The 16123-nt window shown below is 63.2% G+C and carries 18 protein-coding genes, 1 pseudogene and 1 riboswitch; of the genes and pseudogenes, 16 read left to right on the top strand and 3 right to left on the bottom strand.

The window, feature by feature from the left end; genetic code table 11:
• The first annotated feature begins 20 nt into the window (after positions 1–20).
• A complete protein-coding gene (locus tag VGE08_RS11995; RefSeq protein ID WP_331068125.1) occupies positions 21–395 on the top strand; it encodes a YraN family protein in 375 nt (124 codons plus the stop codon).
• Positions 396–442: 47 nt separating this feature from the next.
• Positions 443–1213, top strand: coding sequence for a hypothetical protein (locus VGE08_RS11990; protein WP_331068124.1), 771 nt, complete (start codon positions 443–445; stop codon positions 1211–1213).
• A gap of 3 nt (positions 1214–1216) precedes the next feature.
• Here the strand turns inward: VGE08_RS11990 and VGE08_RS11985 are convergent, their stop codons facing one another.
• Positions 1217–1978 carry an inositol monophosphatase family protein gene (locus VGE08_RS11985; RefSeq protein ID WP_331068123.1) on the bottom strand — a complete coding sequence of 254 codons (762 nt, stop codon included), beginning with the start codon at positions 1976–1978 and terminating at the stop codon, positions 1217–1219.
• Between the two features lie 190 nt (positions 1979–2168).
• Positions 2169–2768, bottom strand: a complete 600-nt coding sequence (cobU, locus tag VGE08_RS11980) for a bifunctional adenosylcobinamide kinase/adenosylcobinamide-phosphate guanylyltransferase (RefSeq protein WP_331068122.1) — start codon at positions 2766–2768, stop codon at positions 2169–2171.
• 27 nt (positions 2769–2795) lie between these two features.
• Between cobU and cobT the strand changes: the two genes are divergently transcribed.
• From cobT to VGE08_RS11955, 5 genes are all read left to right on the top strand, one after another.
• The gene (gene cobT, locus VGE08_RS11975) at positions 2796–3806 is read left to right on the top strand and encodes a nicotinate-nucleotide--dimethylbenzimidazole phosphoribosyltransferase (protein ID WP_331068121.1); all 1011 of its coding nucleotides are present in this window, start codon (positions 2796–2798) and stop codon (positions 3804–3806) included.
• Positions 3803–4597, top strand: coding sequence for an adenosylcobinamide-GDP ribazoletransferase (locus tag VGE08_RS11970; RefSeq protein ID WP_331068120.1), 795 nt, complete (start codon positions 3803–3805; stop codon positions 4595–4597). Before cobT ends, VGE08_RS11970 begins: the two co-directional genes overlap by 4 nt.
• Entirely contained in the window at positions 4582–5115 is a 534-nt protein-coding gene (locus tag VGE08_RS11965; protein WP_331068119.1) for a histidine phosphatase family protein, read from the top strand. Before VGE08_RS11970 ends, VGE08_RS11965 begins: the two co-directional genes overlap by 16 nt.
• Before the next feature lie 67 nt (positions 5116–5182).
• Positions 5183–5698 carry a sigma-70 family RNA polymerase sigma factor gene (locus tag VGE08_RS11960; RefSeq protein WP_331068118.1) on the top strand — a complete coding sequence of 172 codons (516 nt, stop codon included), beginning with the start codon at positions 5183–5185 and terminating at the stop codon, positions 5696–5698.
• Positions 5695–6372: a DUF3379 family protein gene (locus VGE08_RS11955; RefSeq protein ID WP_331068117.1), complete on the top strand. Its 678-nt coding sequence runs from the start codon at positions 5695–5697 to the stop codon at positions 6370–6372. Before VGE08_RS11960 ends, VGE08_RS11955 begins: the two co-directional genes overlap by 4 nt.
• An 85-nt stretch (positions 6373–6457) precedes the next feature.
• On the opposite strand, the gene VGE08_RS11950 is transcribed toward VGE08_RS11955, so the two are convergent.
• The gene (locus tag VGE08_RS11950) at positions 6458–6712 is read right to left on the bottom strand and encodes a hypothetical protein (RefSeq protein WP_331068116.1); all 255 of its coding nucleotides are present in this window, start codon (positions 6710–6712) and stop codon (positions 6458–6460) included.
• 238 nt (positions 6713–6950) lie between these two features.
• On the opposite strand from VGE08_RS11950, the gene VGE08_RS11945 reads away from it, so the two are divergent.
• From VGE08_RS11945 to VGE08_RS11905, 9 genes and pseudogenes are all read left to right on the top strand, one after another.
• On the top strand, positions 6951–7406 hold the full coding sequence (locus tag VGE08_RS11945) for a DoxX family protein (RefSeq protein ID WP_331068115.1): 456 nt from the start codon (positions 6951–6953) through the stop codon (positions 7404–7406).
• A gap of 93 nt (positions 7407–7499) precedes the next feature.
• A riboswitch (cobalamin riboswitch) is annotated at positions 7500–7697 on the top strand.
• Between the two features lie 116 nt (positions 7698–7813).
• Positions 7814–9778 carry a TonB-dependent receptor plug domain-containing protein gene (locus tag VGE08_RS11940; protein ID WP_331068114.1) on the top strand — a complete coding sequence of 655 codons (1965 nt, stop codon included), beginning with the start codon at positions 7814–7816 and terminating at the stop codon, positions 9776–9778.
• A complete protein-coding gene (gene cobD, locus VGE08_RS11935) occupies positions 9778–10818 on the top strand; it encodes a threonine-phosphate decarboxylase CobD (protein WP_331068113.1) in 1041 nt (346 codons plus the stop codon). The genes VGE08_RS11940 and cobD overlap by 1 nt, the downstream gene beginning before the upstream one ends.
• Before the next feature lie 20 nt (positions 10819–10838).
• Positions 10839–10955: pseudogene (locus tag VGE08_RS11930) on the top strand (cob(I)yrinic acid a,c-diamide adenosyltransferase); the annotation flags it as partial.
• The gene (locus tag VGE08_RS11925) at positions 10952–11818 is read left to right on the top strand and encodes an ABC transporter substrate-binding protein (RefSeq protein ID WP_331068111.1); all 867 of its coding nucleotides are present in this window, start codon (positions 10952–10954) and stop codon (positions 11816–11818) included. The pseudogene VGE08_RS11930 and the gene VGE08_RS11925, both read left to right, overlap by 4 nt.
• Complete coding sequence (locus tag VGE08_RS11920) at positions 11815–12795, top strand: iron ABC transporter permease (protein ID WP_331068110.1); 981 nt, start codon at positions 11815–11817, stop codon at positions 12793–12795. Before VGE08_RS11925 ends, VGE08_RS11920 begins: the two co-directional genes overlap by 4 nt.
• Positions 12792–13589 carry an ABC transporter ATP-binding protein gene (locus VGE08_RS11915; protein ID WP_331068109.1) on the top strand — a complete coding sequence of 266 codons (798 nt, stop codon included), beginning with the start codon at positions 12792–12794 and terminating at the stop codon, positions 13587–13589. Before VGE08_RS11920 ends, VGE08_RS11915 begins: the two co-directional genes overlap by 4 nt.
• Positions 13590–13630: 41 nt before the next feature.
• A complete protein-coding gene (gene cbiB, locus VGE08_RS11910) occupies positions 13631–14575 on the top strand; it encodes an adenosylcobinamide-phosphate synthase CbiB (RefSeq protein WP_331068108.1) in 945 nt (314 codons plus the stop codon).
• A complete protein-coding gene (locus VGE08_RS11905; protein ID WP_331068107.1) occupies positions 14575–16122 on the top strand; it encodes a cobyric acid synthase in 1548 nt (515 codons plus the stop codon). The genes cbiB and VGE08_RS11905 overlap by 1 nt, the downstream gene beginning before the upstream one ends.
• Position 16123: the final 1 nt, after the last annotated feature.

Here is a 16123-nt window from a genome sequence, read left to right as displayed (position 1 = left end):
GATCCACATTGGAGGCGATCATGGATGATCGCGAACGCAAGTCCATCGGCCTGCTCGGCGAGGAGTTGGCCCTACAGCATCTCCAAGCCGCCGGTCTCAAGATCATCGCCCGCAACTATCGCTGCAAGATGGGCGAGATCGACCTGGTGATGCTGGACGGTCCAACGCTGGTGCTCGTTGAAGTTCGCTGCCGCGCCAGCCAGGATTACGGCGGAGCGGCGGCCTCGGTGGATTGGCGAAAGCAGCGCCGTTTGATCCTCGCCGGCGAGCATCTGCTCATGAAACGCGCCGACCTCCGACGTTACCCTGCGCGCTTCGACGTGGTCGCGATCACAACCTCACCTGAACGGGACGCCCGGATCGAGTGGATCAAGCGCGCATTTACCGTGAACTGAGACGTCGCGCCTGTTGGATGACTGGCAGCCGCAGGTAAGGTCGCGGTATGTGGCGCAATCTCCGCATCCTCGTCCTGTTGCTGATCCTGCTGTTCGTCGCCTTGAACACGTATTTCGATCGCGTGTACGCGACGGACTGGAACATCCCTTTGCGAGTCACCGTCTATCCCATCAATGGCGATGGCAGCGAACAGGCTGAACGGTTCATCAGCCAGCTCTCCTCCGATCGTTTCAAACACCTGGAAGAGTTCCTCGCCGCGGAGGCCAACCATTGGGGCATCAAATTGGAGCAGCCGGTCAGCTTCAGGTCGGCGCCACAGTTGCGCGAGTTGCCGCCAGCGCTGGACCCCGACGCGAATGTGTTGAGCGCCATTTGGTGGAGCCTGCGCATGCGTTATTGGGCGTGGCAATCACCCGAGCTGCCTGGCGCGGCACCGGATATCAGACTGTTTCTCGTGTATCACGACCCCGAACTGACGCCGACGCTGTCGCACTCGGTCGGCATGCAGAAGGGTTTGTATGCAGTCGTGAACGTGTTTGCCGACCGCTCGATGGTCGGCTCCAACGACGTGGTCACCGCGCACGAGTTGTTACATACGCTGGGCGCGACCGATAAATACGACCCGCGCACCAACCAGCCACTGAATCCCCACGGCTATGCCGACCCGACCCAGCAACCGCTGCTGCCGCAAACTCATGCCGAGTTGATGGGCGGGCGCATTCCCATCTCCAGCACGAAATCGGACATACCGGAGTCGCTGCGCCACGTCGTGGTCGGGCCGCTGACCGCTGCCGAAATCGGCTGGGCCCAAGAGTAGCCGCTAGGCCAATGCGCCGAGCACCGTGGGGTGCAGTTTGCCGTTGGTGGCAAGGACCGAAGTCGTCTCCAGCGTGAGCGCCCTGCCTTCGAGATCGGTGAATTTGCCGCCGGCTGCCGTGACGATGACCGAGCAGGCCGCGATATCCAGAATGTTCACATCCGACTCGATGACCACATCGATCTTGCCTGCCGCGAGCAAGTGATAGTGCAAAAAATCGCCGTAGCCACGAATGCGATGCGCGCGTGCGACCAGCTTGCCGAAGCGCTCCCAGCGTGGGCCGCTCGCCAGTGTCTTCAGATTGCCCGCGGAGATCGCGCCGTTCTCGACGCTATCGATGTCACTGACCTTGATGGGCCGGTCGTTGAGCCAGGCACCCTTGCCGACTTCCGCCCAGGCCAGCTCGCCGTACACCGGCGCCGATGACACACCGACGATGAGCTGACCACGATGCATCAGCGCAATCTGCGTGGAGAACATCGGATACTCGCGCACGAATGCCTTGGTGCCGTCGATGGGATCGACCAGCCACAGATACTCGGCGTCCATCGCGCTCTGGCCCGTCTCCTCGCCATAAAAGCCGTGCGAGGGGAACTTCGAGCTGATGACGCCGTGGATCACCTTCTCCGTTTCCACATCGGCCTCGGTCACCGGCGACTTGTCCGCCTTGATCGTGACCTGCAGGTTGCGCTGGTAGTAGTGACGAATGACGTCGGCGGCCGCACGGGCGGCTTCGAGAGCGGTGGCTAGGAATGGCGAATTCATGAAGGCACGTGTGACCGGTCACGGAAGCAGGGCCGACAGTGTACTGGCATCGGCACCGCCCTTCACCTCGCCCCTGGCTACTGACCGACCAGCATCAGCTGGCGGTCTTCGGACCTCCGGGCATTGCACCCGGTTCCCATCACTCGTCGTTCGCGGCACACAGTGCGCAAGAAAATGCTTATTTCGCCGATTACGCCGCGCCAATGCTCTTGATGGGCAAGGCAATTCCGGCAACCACCAATGTCACTTCGTGGCACGCGGCGGCGAGCATCTGATTGAGCCGCCCCTGCTCGTCCTGAAAGCGGCGCGCCAGCGGCGACGAGGGCACGATGCCCGCGCCGACTTCGTTCGAAATCAGCAGCACATCACCCCCAGCGGCCTGGAGCCATTGCAGAAATTCGTCCCGCTCCGACTGCCACGCCGGCAGCGGCGCGGTCGAATCATCCTCGCGAAAATCAGCGAGTAATGCATTGGACAGCCAGAGTGTCATGCAGTCGATGACCAGGATGTCCGACTCACGCCGATCGCGCAGCGCTTGCGCAAGACCGGTCGGTGCTTCTAAGGTTCGCCATGCCGCTGGCCGCTCGGCGCGATGCAACGAGATGCGATGTTGCATCTCCTCGTCGAGCGCCTGCGCGGTGGCGACATAGGTAACATTGGCGCCGCGCTGCGCGGACAACGATTTGGCTGACGCGATCGCATGAGCGGTTTTCCCCGAACGGGCACCGCCGATGATCAGCCGCCGCCCGGGCGCAGCTCGCTCACCTGACTCGATTTCGTTCCGAACCATGCCCACTCCCATCGTTTCATCGGACTCATGATAACCAACGCCGACCTGCAACGCCGACTGGATACGCGCACCAAGCCGCAGGGATCGCTCGGCGCGCTCGAAACCCTGGCCATTCGTATCGGGCTGGCGCTCGACACCGATACGCCGAAATTCCAGGCTCCGCAAATGTTTGTATTCGCCGCCGATCATGGCATCGCCACCGACGGCGTAAGCGCCTTTCCGCAATCCGTCACGGCACAGATGCTGCTGAACTACTTGAGCGGCGGCGCTGCCATCAATGTGCTGGCACGCCAACATGGCATCACACTGCGCGTCGTCGACGCCGGAGTGGCCAACGACATCGGCGAGCATCCGTCGCTTGTGGCCCGCGCAGTTGCCCGGAGCACGCGCAATTTCCGTACTGAACCTGCGATGACGTCGGAGCAATGCACACAAGCACTCGGCACCGGACGTGCGTTGGCGCAAGAAGCTTTGCGCCAAGGTTCCAATGCGTTGCTGTTCGGCGAGATGGGCATCGGCAACACCGCCTGCGCTTCCATGTTGTTGCATCGGCGGACCGGCTGGTCTTTGGAGGATTGTGTCGGTCGCGGCACCGGGCTCGATGACATTGGGCTCGCTCGCAAACGCGACCGCCTCGCTGCCGCTGCCGCGCGCCGGCCCGAAAAGCTCGGCCCGATCGACACGATGACGGAATTCGGTGGTTTCGAGCTCGCCATGATCACCGGTGCGCTGCTCGCCACCGCCGATGAGAAATGCATCGCGGTGATCGACGGCTTCGCCGTCAGCGTTGCAGCCTTGCTGGCCATCGAGATCGACCCGCGCGTGCGCAATCGCTGCATCTTCAGTCACTGTTCCGCGGAATATGCCCACAGGAAGTTGCTGGCGCACCTGGACGTGAAGCCTCTGCTGGACCTCGGAATGCGCTTGGGTGAAGGAACCGGCGCCGCCATGGCCTGGCCCATCATCGACGCCACCGCGCGCTTGATGACCGAAATGGCGAGCTTCGAAGCTGCCGGAGTGGACGACCGAACCTCATGAGCAGCGACGCCTACAGCGCGCGTCCATCTCGCATGCTCGCAGAGCTGCGCCTGCTGCTCATGGCCGTTCAGTACTTCACGCGCGTGCCCTTGCCTTCATGGGTCGGACACTCGGCGGAGCACCTGAACGGCACGGCTCGCTACTTCACGGCGGTGGGCCTGCTCGTCGGCGGCATTGGCGCGCTCGTGCTGTGGGCAACGAGTCTGGTTCTGCCTGGAGTGCTGCCGATCATTCTCAGTACGGCAGCAACGGTGTTTATCACCGGCGCGTTCCACGAAGACGGTTTGGCCGATACGTTCGATGGCCTGGGCGGCGGCGCCACGCGCGAGCGCGCATTGGAGATCATGAAGGACTCACGCATCGGCACGTTCGGTGTCGCTGCGCTGGTGCTCACGTTGATGATCAAGATCGCGGCATTGAGCGCTTTGCCCGTGATGTTCGCTCTGGTCGTGCTGATTGCGGGTCACGCCTTCTCACGAGCCTGCGCCATGACTTTGCTGTTCGCGGGAAGTCACGTAAGCAAACCGGAACTGTCGCGAGCACGCGCTGTTGCTCAGCCGATGGGTCGCGGGGAATTCATCTTTGCTGTAATCGTCGGAATCGCACCGCTGTATTGGTGCGGTATACATGCAGTCGCGGGATTCCTTTGCGCATTGGTCGTGTTGTTTGTCTTGGCGCGCTGGTTCATGCGCCGGCTCGGCGGCTTTACAGGCGACACGCTGGGCGCCACGCAGCAACTCACCGAGATCACTTTCTACCTGGCCGTGCTGGCATCGTGGAACTCGTTCTGATCCGCCACACAGCGCCGGCGATAGCAAGTGGCGTGTGTTACGGGCGCACCGATGTCCCGCTGGCACCAAGCGCGCCACTGGATATTCAAGCGGCGGTGGCACAACTGCCGACATTCGACCTGGTGTACTCCAGCCCGGCGCAACGCTGCCTGCAGCTGGCACTCGCGCTGACCGACCGCGATGGCTGTCAGCTGATACTGGCGCCCGCGCTCCAGGAGCTGGACTTCGGGCAATGGGAGCAATTGCCGTGGGCGCGGATTCCGAGAGAACATAGCGACCCATGGGCGGCCGACACCTGGAACCTGGCGCCGCCGGGCGGAGAAACCGAACGAGCCTTATGGACCCGAGTCGCGAGCTGGTATCGAACGACGCTCCCCGCGCCGGTTGCCCGCTGCGCCATCGTTGCGCACGGCGGCCCTCTTCGCGTCCTCCGCTGCCTGGCGCTCGGACTGAGCGAGCAGCAACGCTGGGACTGGAACCCGCATTGGGGCGAGCACGCAAAGTTCGACCTTTCATGAGGTCCGCAAGCGGCCAAAGAATCGCCGCGCTGCGTAATAAACCCTGCCTGTCCCCGGTCTACTTCGAATGAACCAGAACAGTCCTCGCGAGCGCGGCCGCTTCGAGGCGCTGTGCATGCCGTTGCGGGCCGATGTGTTCCGGTTCGTGTACTGGTTGTGCCGGGATCGGGCATTGGCGGAGGACGTGGTGCAGGAGACGTTGTTGCGGGCTTGGCGGTCACTGGATTCGCTCGGCGACGACAAAGCCGCGCGTCCCTGGCTGCTGACCATCGCCCGCCGCGAGCTGGCCCGGGTGTTCGAGCGCAAGAGATTGCCCATGGTAGACATCGACGTCGCCAACGAAGCCGAGCCCGAGGCCCTGGCCACCAACGACCGCCACGAAGTGGAGGAGATGCGCCGCGCCATCCTGAAGCTCGAAGTCATACATCGCGAACCGCTGGTGCTGCAAGTATTGATGGGTTATTCCACCGAAGAGATCGCGCGACACCTCGACATCAGCGTCGCCGCCGTGCTGACTCGTTTGTTTCGCGCGCGACAGGTCTTGCGTCAGCAGTTGCTCGGCTCGGCAGGTTCACAGCCATGAACTGCGAACAGTTGCACGCGATCATTGGCGCCGAGCCCAACTCGACCAACCCCGAAGTGCTGGCGCACATCGAGCAGTGCCCGGACTGCGCACACTATCGCGAACAATTGCAGGCGATGGATCGTTTGATCTATCGCGCATTGGCCATCGACGCGCCCACCGAGAAGAGCGCCGATCAAGTGCTGTCACCGGCGCCGGGCGGCGCCACCCGCGTCTGGCGCATGGCCGCAAGCGTGCTCGTTGCCGTTCTCGTCAGCGCCATGGCCCTGTGGCTGATTTCACCTCGCGAAAGCTTCGCGCAGGAAGCCATCACTCACATGAGGCACGAACAGGCTTCGATGGTCCGCACATCGGAAAGCGTCGAGGACGCGCGTTTGGAAAAAATCCTCGCGGCCGCTCGCCTGCGCCTGAAGCCCGGCTCAGCGCATGTCTCCTATGCGCAGAGCTGTCAGTTTCGCGGACAGCAGATTCCGCACTTCGTCGTGCAGACCGAGCAGGGTCCGGTGACGGTCCTGGTCGTGACGGACGCCCCGACGCAGCAGCGCGAACGAATCAATGAAGACGGGGTGCAAGGCGTGATCGTGCCCGCGCCGCGCGGCGTGATCGTAGTGCTGGGAGAAGGCGCGCCCGTGGACTCGGTGGCCCAGACAATGTTGGCCGCGCTCGAATATTAGAATCAGCCCGTTGCGGTTCTAACAACGACTTTCTGAACGACGGTGCCGGCGAGCCAAAGCTCGCCGGCACCCGAATCACCTCAGCTCACTTCTTCATCTTGGCCTTGGCCGCATCGCACTCGGCCTTGGTCAGCAGCAGATATCCCTGGCCCTTGCACGCATTCTGCCCCGAGCACGCATTGCTGGCGGTGGCACAGGCCGAATGACCTTTGCATGCATTGACACCTTCGCATTTCACTTTGGCTTCGTCCGCCGCACTGGCGACGGGAGCGGCCACGCTGGTGAAAAGCAATGCAGCAGCAGCGGCCATGGCGGCCCGAGCGGTTTTCTGGGTGTTCATGTCGGTCTCCTTTTCTCGCGCCCGTGCAGGCGCAGATTGTTGTGGCCCCGAGGACGTTCGCCCCTGCAGGCCGGGCTCTTGAAACGGATCGTCATCGATGCCGCGAACAGCATCTTGCGCAGAAGACCGGCCCGCACGGCATCGCATTACATGCAAGCCGAAGCGGGAGCGGTAATAAGCCAGCTGCGAGACCGGTCCATTATCCACCAACATCAACCCGACATACCGTGGAGCGACCATGCTGAGCGACGCCTTGATGGACCCGAAAAGCCTGTTGGGACGCCTGCTGGACCCGCTCCAAGCGCCCTTTGCGCTGGCCTCGCGCGTGTATGTGAGTTGGGTGTTCCTCAAATCCGGTTATCTAAAGCTCTCCGATTGGGAGCAAACCGTTGCGTTGTTCGAATATGAATATCGCGTGCCGCTGCTGACGCCGCAGCTCGCGGCGATCGCCGGCACGACGGGCGAGTTGGTGTTCCCGGCTCTGCTCATTCTCGGCCTGTTCGGCCGCATCAGCGCGCTCGGCCTGCAGGCCGTCAATGTGCTCGCGGTGATTTCGTATGCGCACGTGCTCTACCAACCAGGCTTCGCGGCGGCCATCGGCCAGCACTATCTGTGGGGTTTCATCCTGCTGGTGCTCGCGTTCTACGGTCCGGGTGTCTGGTCGCTGGATCATTGGTTGAAGGCACGGCGCTGAAGAAACGCAGCGGGCGGTAACCGAGCGTCAAGGCAAGCTCATCTCAGCCATAAGATTTCGTACAGTACTTGACGGCCGTTCCCGCGGACCGCATTCTCCCGGCGCGCGACAAGTTCCCCTCGAGGGGATTCAAAGGGAACTCGGGTGTGAAGCCCGGGCTGCCCCCGCAACTGTAAGTGGTTCGCCCCGCGTCCATAACCACTGGCGGCACCCAAGGCATGGGTCCACCGGGAAGGAGATGCGAGGACTTCAGCCACCAGCCAGGAGACCTGCTTGCCGCTGTCGTCCATCGATCGGCCGGGGTGCGCCGAGAGAACGGGTATATCCCTGTAGAGGCGACCGGAGCATGGGTCGCGACGCGTTGTGAGTTGCAGCCCATGCGGTTTGTAACCACCGCGGAGCCTACTGTGACCACCAAGCTCGTTGCCGGCCCCCATTCCCGGGCCTCCTCTGTCCTTCTCGCCTGTTCCATTTCCTTGCTGTTGCATCCTGCGCTGTCGGCCGTTGCCGCCGATGCCGGCGCGACGGAGACCATCGTCGTCACTGCCAACCGTTTCGAACTGGAAGTGTCGCGCGTCGGCGATGCCGTCACGCTGATCTCCGCCAAGGAACAACGGCGCAGCCAGAAAACGGCCGTTTCCGATTTGCTCGCAATGACGCCAGGGGTGTCTGTTACTCGCAATGGCCCCCTCGGCGGCAGCACTTCGCTGCGTATTCGCGGCGCCGAGACCGATCAAACCGTCGTGCTGATCGATGGCGTGAAGCTCAACGATCCAGCGCAGGCCAGCGGCGGCTTCAACTTCGGCGATCTCATCGCCACCGAGTACTCGCACATCGAGGTGTTGCGCGGCCCGCAATCCACGCTGTGGGGCAGCCAGGCCATCGGCGGCGTGGTGAACATCGTGACGCCGGTGCCGGAAGGTCCGCTGTCCGGCTCCTTCTCCGCCGAAGGCGGCACTCACGAAACAGCGCTGGTCCGTGCTCATGCGCAGAGTGGTGGCGATCGCTTTGCGTGGCGCGTCGGTGGCAACTATCTGACGACCGACGGAACATCGGCGTTCGACCGCGATCTCGGCGGACGCGAGCCCGACGGCTATCGCAATGTCGGCTTCAATGCACGCGGCATCTTCTACATTTCCGACAACGTTTCCGCCGAGGTGCGCTCGACCTGGAGCGACGGACGCTCGGATCTCGACGGCTTTCCCCTGCCGCTCTTCACCCTGGCGGACACACCGGAGTACGCCACCACCGAAGAGCTGGTTTCGTACGCTGGCGTGAATATCTCGGCGTTCGGTGGACGTTTCGAGAATCGCATCGGCTTTGCATACACCGACACGGACCGCCACAACACGGATCCGAGCTCGACGGTGCCCACCACGTTCGACGCCACCGGCCGCAACGAGCGCTGGGAATATCAAGGCACGCTGCATCTCACCGATCGATTGATCGGCATCATCGGGCTGGAATCGGATCGTTCGAAACTGAAATCGGTGTCGCCCTCGGAGTTCGATCCGAACCCGGCGCCGGTGGCAGGCTCCGTGCAGATCGACAGCATCTACGGGCAACTCACGGCGATGCCGTTCGAGGCGCTGTCGTTGAGCGTCGGCGTTCGCCATGACGATCACGATACCTTCGGCAGCAATACCACGAGCCGCGCGTCGGCTGCCTGGTCGGTCGCCCCGCACACGATTCTGCGCGCCAGTTACGGCGAAGGTTTCAAGGCGCCGACGCTGTATCAACTCTACAGCCAGTACGGCAATCTGAATCTCGCTCCGGAAGTCGCGGAAAGCTGGGACGCCGGCATCGAGCAGCGCTTCTTCGACCGCAAGCTGATCGTGTCCGCGACCTGGTTCCATCGCGATACCAGCAACATGATCGACTTCGTGTCCTGCTTCGGCGAGCCCACACCGACGTGCCTCGAGCGGCCGTTTGGCTACTTCGACAACGTGCAGAAGACCAATGCGGAAGGTGTCGAGCTGTCGCTGGTTGCGCAGCTCACCGACCAACTGGCGCTGGCCGCGAACTACACGAGCATGGAAGCGGAGAACACTGCGCGCGGCACTGCCAACTTCGGCCGGGAGCTGGCACGCCGTCCGAATGAAACCGCCAATGCGCAGCTGAGCTACGACTGGCGCATCGGCCTGACGACGACAGTCGCGGTTCAACATGTCGGGCGCAGCTTCGATAACATCTCGAACACGTCTGTGCTGGACGGTTACACCCTGTTCGATCTGCGCGCGTCGTTCGCCGTCACCGATTCGTTGGAACTGTACGGCCGCATCGAGAACGCATTCGACGACGACTATCAGACGTCGCAGGGCTACGGCACGCTCGGCCGCACGTTCTACGCCGGCCTCCGTCAGAGTTTCTAATGAACGACGGTGCCGATGTCGCGGCTGGCCGCTTCGCCCATCATGGCGGCCGGCTCTGCGTTGCGCGCACGTTGTTTCCGAATGTGCCGCAGCCGTGGGTCGATCTTTCCACGGGCATCAATCCCTCGTCGTATCCAGCGCCGCGAGCTTCGGCTCGCGAGCGCAATCGACTGCCGGAGCCGACGGAGCTGGCGCGTTTGGAGCAAGTAGCTGCCGCCGCGTTCAATGTCGATGATCCGGTGCGAGTAGTTGCCACGGGCGGGACGGAGAACGCGCTTCGACTGCTCCCCTATCTGTTACCCGTCTGTGAGGCGCTGGTGGCCGGGCCGACCTATGGCTCGCACTCGGACGCCTGGACTAGAGCTGGCATACAGACGACCTTGCTTGCGGACTCGCAACTCGCGTTGCAAGCGGGCGCCAGGGCTGCGATGACCGTGGTAAATCCGAACAATCCGGATGGCCGCCTGATCGAGCGCCAGCAACTGCAATCGCTGCACGATTCATTGCATGAACACGGTGGCGTACTGATCGTCGATGAAGCTTTCGGCGATCTCGAACCGCAACACAGCGTCGCCGACCTGGCCGGCACAGAGCGCGCACCCAGCATGGTGGTGCTGCGCTCGTTCGGTAAATTCTATGGCCTGGCGGGTGTTCGACTCGGTTTCGTCATCGCCGCTCCAACCATCGCTGCTCGACTGCGACACATGCTCGGCGATTGGCCTGTATCAGCAGATGCGCTGCGAGCGGGACTGGCAGCGTATACGGATCGAGCGTGGGCAGAAAAGATTCGGCAACGCCTCGGCCGTGCCGCTCAGCGGCTCGACAGATTGCTCATCGGCAGCGGCATGACGATCGTTGGCGGCACGTCTCTCTACCGATTGGCGCGCACTGCAAATGCTCGCGCCCGATTCACGCAACTGATCTCGCACGGAATTCTGGTTCGGCCGTTCGACTATGACAGCACGTTGTTGCGTTTCGGCCTGCCGCTGGCAACGAATGACTGGCGCCGCCTGGCGAATGCGCTGAAGGTGCAAGCATGAGCGACCCCACGGACGAGACCTCCGGTCGCGACGCGCGCCCCGAGTTGATTGAGACTGCGGACCTGGTCACTGAAATGTCGCCAGTCAAGCATCCGCACAAGGCGGGCTTCAAAGCGCAGCGCGGAGTCGAGTTTTGAAATTGCGCGTCGTATCGTTGCTCGGCGCACTACTGCTAAGCGCCGCCCCCGCGCTGGCCACCGAGCCCGCGCACCCGATGCGCATTGTGTCGCTGAACATGTGCGTCGACAGCATTCTTGTCGCGCTGGTGTCGCACGATCGAATCGCAGCGTTGAGCCACTACGCGCGCGATCCGCAGCGCTCGACGATCGCACCCCTGGCCCAGCATCTGCCGATCACTTATGAAACGGCAGAGGAAGTCGTCGCCCTGCAGCCGGATCTGGTGATCACCAGCCGTCACTCGGCCATTGCCACTCGCAATGCCTTGCAGCGGGTCGGCATCCGCTTCGAGCTGTTCGACGTTCCGGATACGGTCGCTGGCAGTCTGGAGCAGGTCAGAGAAGTCGCTCGCCTGCTCGGCGCCGAGCGCGAGGGCGAAGCAATGGTGGCCCACATCGAGGCCGCGCTCGAGGCAGCTCGCTTGCCTCCGGGCCAGGAACCCATGACGGCCGCGGTCTATCAGCCCGGCGGCTTGTCGGCTGGCGCGAATACCGTGGTCGGTGAATTGATGGAGCTGGCGGGACTTCCGAACATCGCCGCGCGCTACGGTGTCGATCAATACCGTCCGTTACCGCTGGAAGTATTGGTGTCCGACCCGCCGGATGTTCTATTGGTCGGCGATACCTTGCCGGGCGCACCGCTGCAGGAGGAAAGGATCGTTCGGCACCGCGCATTGCGAGCGTTGCAACCTCGAATGACACTGGCGGAGTTTCCAGCTCGGTTGTTGTTCTGCGCCGGCCCCACCATGGTGGAAGCGGTTGCGGCGTTGACCCGTGCGCGCGAACAGGCACGGGCGGCGCGGCGAGCCAGGAGTGCACTGTGATCGCCGCACGTCGTTGGGCAATACCCGTTCTCATGGTTCTGGTCGGCGTTCTCACGCTGCTGTCGATCATCATCGGCCGCGTGACGCTGACTTGGGACCTCTGGACCGCTCAAGACCCGCTGACTCGCACCATCCTCATGGAACTGCGCTTGCCACGCGCTCTTCTGGGAGTGCTCGTGGGCGCGGCGCTCGGCCTGGGTGGTGCAGCCATGCAAGGATATTTGCGCAACCCGCTCGCCGAGCCCGCCACACTCGGCGTCTCCGCGATGGCCGCGTTGGGCGCCATCCTCAGCATCTTTTTCAACATCGCCGGCTTGCATCCGTGGGTGCTGCCGATCTGCGGTGTGCTCGGCGGGATGGCCGGCATGGTGGCGTTGTTTGTTTTCGCCGGCGCGGGAGCCAGCGTGCTCACGCTGGTACTCTCCGGCATCATCTTGAGCGCTCTCGCGGTCGCAGGAATTTCCTTGGCACTGTCATTGTCGCCGAGCCCCTGGGTGGCCGGCGAGATCGTGCGTTGGATGCTTGGCAGCCTCACCGATCGCAGTTTCGATGAGTTGGCCATCGCCACACCGCTGATCGCAGCAGGAGCCATTGCCGTGTTGGGTTGCAGCCGCGCGCTGGATGCACTGACGCTCGGTGAAACCGGCGCCCGCTCGCTGGGCATCGATCTGAATCGCACGCAGTGGCAACTTGCCCTGGGCATCGGCTTGATGGTGGGAGCCAGCACCGCGGTTACCGGCATGATCGGTTTCGTCGGGTTGATCGTGCCGCACTTGTTGCGACCGTTGGTCGGCTCGCGGCCGGGCGCACTGTTGATTCCAAGCGCCGTCGGCGGCGCTGCGCTGGTGCTCGCGGGAGACATAGTAGTGCGATTGCTGCCGGGTGGATCGGAGCTGCAATTGGCGGTGATCATGTCCCTGATCGGCGCACCGTTCTTTTTCGTGCTGCTGCATTCGATGCGCCGGAAGCTGACATGAGTCGCACCGCCAGCCAACTCACCGTCAGCGGGCTGCAGTTCCGGCGCGGCAGCCGCGTTGTGCTCGACTCGATCGACCTGCAGTTGCAGTCCGGCAGCATCACCGCTGTGCTGGGCCCGAATGGTGCCGGCAAGTCCACTTTGTTATCTTGCGTCGCCGGCTTGCTGATGCCGCCGCGAGGCTCGATCGAGCTGGATGGAGCGTCGCTGTTGTCACTTCCCGCCATGCAACGCGCACGCCGTATCGCCTTTCTGCCACAGACTCCCGAGATCGCTTGGGCGGTCGACGTACAGACCTTGGTCGGGCTCGGGCGAATTCCCTATCAAGGCGTCGCCAGCGACGCCGAAGACCGTGCAGCCATTACACGTGCGATGGAGAAAACACAGGTCGCACAGTGGGCGGACCGGCTGGTGACGACGCTATCGGGCGGCGAACGTGCACGAGCGTTGCTGGCTCGCGTACTCGCCGGCGAATCGGATTGGATTCTCGCTGACGAGCCGTTCACGGGCCTGGACCCGTCGCATCAATTCGAAGCCGCCGACTTGCTGCGCTCGGTTGCCAATCAAGGCAGCGGCGTGGTGCTCACGATTCACGACCTGACCCTGGCGGCGCGGATTGCCGATCGCGTGGTGATCCTGGATGGCGGACGCGTGGTGGCAGATGGACCTCCGCAGGAGGCCCTTACTCCGGAGATCCTGCGCCAGGTTTACAGCATCGATGCGCAATGGCTCGTAGACGCCAGCGGTGGGAGTCCGCCGATCATTGCGATCCACGGCCTCGCGGCGAACGGCTAGCTCGCGTTCGTCACGAGCACTGGCACGATGGCGAGCACCGCATGTTTGAACCGAACTTACTGTTGGCAGCGCTGGTGGTGGAGGCCTGCATTGGCTACCCCCAGGCGCTGTATCGAGTCATCCGCCATCCGGTGGTGTGGATCGGCATCGCCATCGAAGTGCTCGAACGGCATTTGAATCGGCCCGAGCTCGGCGATGAAGCGCGCCGCGCGCTTGGCATCGTCACAGTCGTCGTTACTGCCGGAGGCGCGGCTGCCGTTGGGTATCTTCTGCAAACATTGGCCAGCAATGTTTCTTTTGGGAACGCGTTGATCGTATTGATCGCCACCAGCGGGCTCGCACAGCACAGCTTGTTCACTCACGTGCGTGCCGTCGTCCAGTCCTTGAGCAACGGTGATCTGATCGCCGCTCGCCGCGCAGTTAGTGAGATCGTGGGCCGGGATACCTCGATACTGAGCGAGTCCGGCGTGGCTGGCGCAGCACTCGAAAGTCTCGCGGAAAGTTTCAATGACGGCGTCGTCGCACCCGCCTTCTGGCTGTTCGTTGGCGGATTGCCCGGCCTGTTCGCCTATAAGGCACTGAACACCGCAGACAGCTTGATCGGCCACCGTGAACCGCGCTGGCGAATGTTTGGTTGGGCGGCCGCGCGCGGTGACGATGTTGCCAATCTGATTCCCGCTCGAATCGCTGGCGCGCTGCTCGCTATCGCCGGCGGCGGCGGCTTGCTCGTCATGTGGCGCGACGCTCCAAAGCATGCTTCCCCCAATGCGGGTTGGCCAGAAGCTGCGATGGCCGGCGCGTTGCGAATCCGGCTCGGCGGCCCCGCCGCTTATGATGGCGTGATGCACGAGCGGCCGATCTTCGGTGCGGGCTCATCGCCCACCCTGGCTGATCTCAAGCGTGGCTTGCGCATCTATGTGATTGCTTGCGGGCTGCTCTGGCTGGTTGCGGCCGCGCTTGCTTTCTCACAATGGCAGGTGAAGTAATGGCCGCGATCATGATTCAGGGTTGCGGTTCGGATGTCGGCAAGTCGTTGCTGGTGGCCGGGCTGTGCCGCTTGTTCACGAATCGCGGCTGGAGGGTACGGCCGTTCAAGCCTCAGAACATGTCGAACAACGCTGCAGTCACCTCCGACGGCGGCGAGATCGGTCGATCGACGGCACTGCAGGCGCTCGCGTGCCGCACGCCGCCCACGGTCGATATGAATCCTGTTCTGCTGAAACCGCAAAGCGATCTCGGCTCGCAACTGATTGTTCGCGGCCAGCGCCTGGGTGTGATGCAGGCGAGCGCGCATGGACGCGACAAGGGTGAGTTGCTGCAGATCGCGTTGGAGAGTTTTCGCCGGCTGCAGCAGGAATCGCAGCTGGTGATCGTCGAAGGAGCGGGCAGTCCAGCCGAAACCAACCTTCGCACGCATGACATTGCCAACATGGGATTTGCTCACGCTGCCGATGTGCCGGTAGTGCTCACAGGCGATATCGACCGAGGTCATGTGATCGCTTCGCTGGTCGGCGCACACGCCGTTCTCGACGATGCCGATCGCGCTCGCATTCGCGGATTCATCATCAACAAGTTCCGGGGCGATGCGCGCTTGTTCGATGATGGGCTGCGGACGATTGAAACTCGCACCGGTTGGCGACCGCTTGGTGTCGTGCCGTGGCTGCATGATGCCGCCGCACTGCCGGCTGAAGATGCCATGCAGCTGGATCAGTCCGCCGGGTCCGAGCCGGCACCATCGGCTGGGGGCCGCGTTCGCATCGTCGTGCCGCGATTGCCTCACATCGCCAACTTCGACGATTTCGATCCGCTGCGGAGCGAGCCACAGGTGGACCTGGTATTCGTTCCGCCAGGCCAGCCGTTACCGCTGGATGCCTCGCTCATCATTGTTCCCGGCAGCAAAGCCACCATCGCAGACCTCGAATTCTTTCGCGCGCAGGGCTGGGACATCGATCTGTTTGCTCATGTTCGCCGCGGCGGCCGGGTGCTCGGCATTTGCGCCGGCTATCAGATGCTCGGCAATGTGGTACTCGATCCGCAACGGATCGAAGGCCACCAGGACTCCGCGCGCGGCCTCGGCCTGCTCGATATCACCACCACCATGACCGGCGAGAAGCAACTTCGCGCCGTCACCGGCATGGAAGTCGCATCAGGCTCGCCGATCAGCGGCTACGAAATGCATCTCGGCGTCTCTACTGGCCCCGCCACTTCGCGACCTTTCGTGCGCTTCGACAACGGCACCACCGACGGCGCCCGCTCCCCCGACAACCGCATCGCCGGCTGCCACGTCCACGGCCTCTGCCACTCTGCCGCTTATCGCTCGGCCCTGCTCGCCCGACTCGGCGCCACCTCGAACGACGAGGACTACGACGACCGCGTCGAACGCTCGCTCGATGCCATCGCCGCCTGTCTGGAACAGTCACTGGATATCGCGCGCGTCGCTGCCATCGCGGAGCTTGCCGACCACGCGCCGCAGCGGGGCATCGAGTCGACATTCCCGCCCGATCAAGGCAAGGTTACGGTTTGCGACCACTGAC

It is taken from the genome of Steroidobacter sp. (genome assembly GCF_036406195.1).
Taxonomy (GTDB): Bacteria; Pseudomonadota; Gammaproteobacteria; order Steroidobacterales; family Steroidobacteraceae; genus Steroidobacter.
This window is presented reverse-complemented; position numbering and strand designations above follow the sequence as displayed.

Bases quoted from the DNA above. Each gene is read 5' to 3' on its own strand.
- VGE08_RS11950 (WP_331068116.1), bottom strand. From the start codon at position 6,712: ATGAACACCCAGAAAACCGCTCGGGCCGCCATGGCCGCTGCTGCTGCA.
- VGE08_RS11990 (WP_331068124.1), top strand. From the start codon at position 443: ATGTGGCGCAATCTCCGCATCCTCGTCCTGTTGCTGATCCTGCTGTTC.
- cobT (WP_331068121.1), top strand. From the start codon at position 2,796: ATGATAACCAACGCCGACCTGCAACGCCGACTGGATACGCGCACCAAG.
- cbiB (WP_331068108.1), top strand. From the start codon at position 13,631: ATGTTTGAACCGAACTTACTGTTGGCAGCGCTGGTGGTGGAGGCCTGC.
- cobU (WP_331068122.1), bottom strand. From the start codon at position 2,768: ATGGTTCGGAACGAAATCGAGTCAGGTGAGCGAGCTGCGCCCGGGCGG.
- VGE08_RS11970 (WP_331068120.1), top strand. From the start codon at position 3,803: ATGAGCAGCGACGCCTACAGCGCGCGTCCATCTCGCATGCTCGCAGAG.
- cobD (WP_331068113.1), top strand. From the start codon at position 9,778: ATGAACGACGGTGCCGATGTCGCGGCTGGCCGCTTCGCCCATCATGGC.
- VGE08_RS11960 (WP_331068118.1), top strand. From the start codon at position 5,183: ATGAACCAGAACAGTCCTCGCGAGCGCGGCCGCTTCGAGGCGCTGTGC.
- VGE08_RS11955 (WP_331068117.1), top strand. From the start codon at position 5,695: ATGAACTGCGAACAGTTGCACGCGATCATTGGCGCCGAGCCCAACTCG.
- VGE08_RS11915 (WP_331068109.1), top strand. From the start codon at position 12,792: ATGAGTCGCACCGCCAGCCAACTCACCGTCAGCGGGCTGCAGTTCCGG.
- VGE08_RS11995 (WP_331068125.1), top strand. From the start codon at position 21: ATGGATGATCGCGAACGCAAGTCCATCGGCCTGCTCGGCGAGGAGTTG.
- VGE08_RS11905 (WP_331068107.1), top strand. From the start codon at position 14,575: ATGGCCGCGATCATGATTCAGGGTTGCGGTTCGGATGTCGGCAAGTCG.
- VGE08_RS11945 (WP_331068115.1), top strand. From the start codon at position 6,951: ATGCTGAGCGACGCCTTGATGGACCCGAAAAGCCTGTTGGGACGCCTG.
- VGE08_RS11985 (WP_331068123.1), bottom strand. From the start codon at position 1,978: ATGAATTCGCCATTCCTAGCCACCGCTCTCGAAGCCGCCCGTGCGGCC.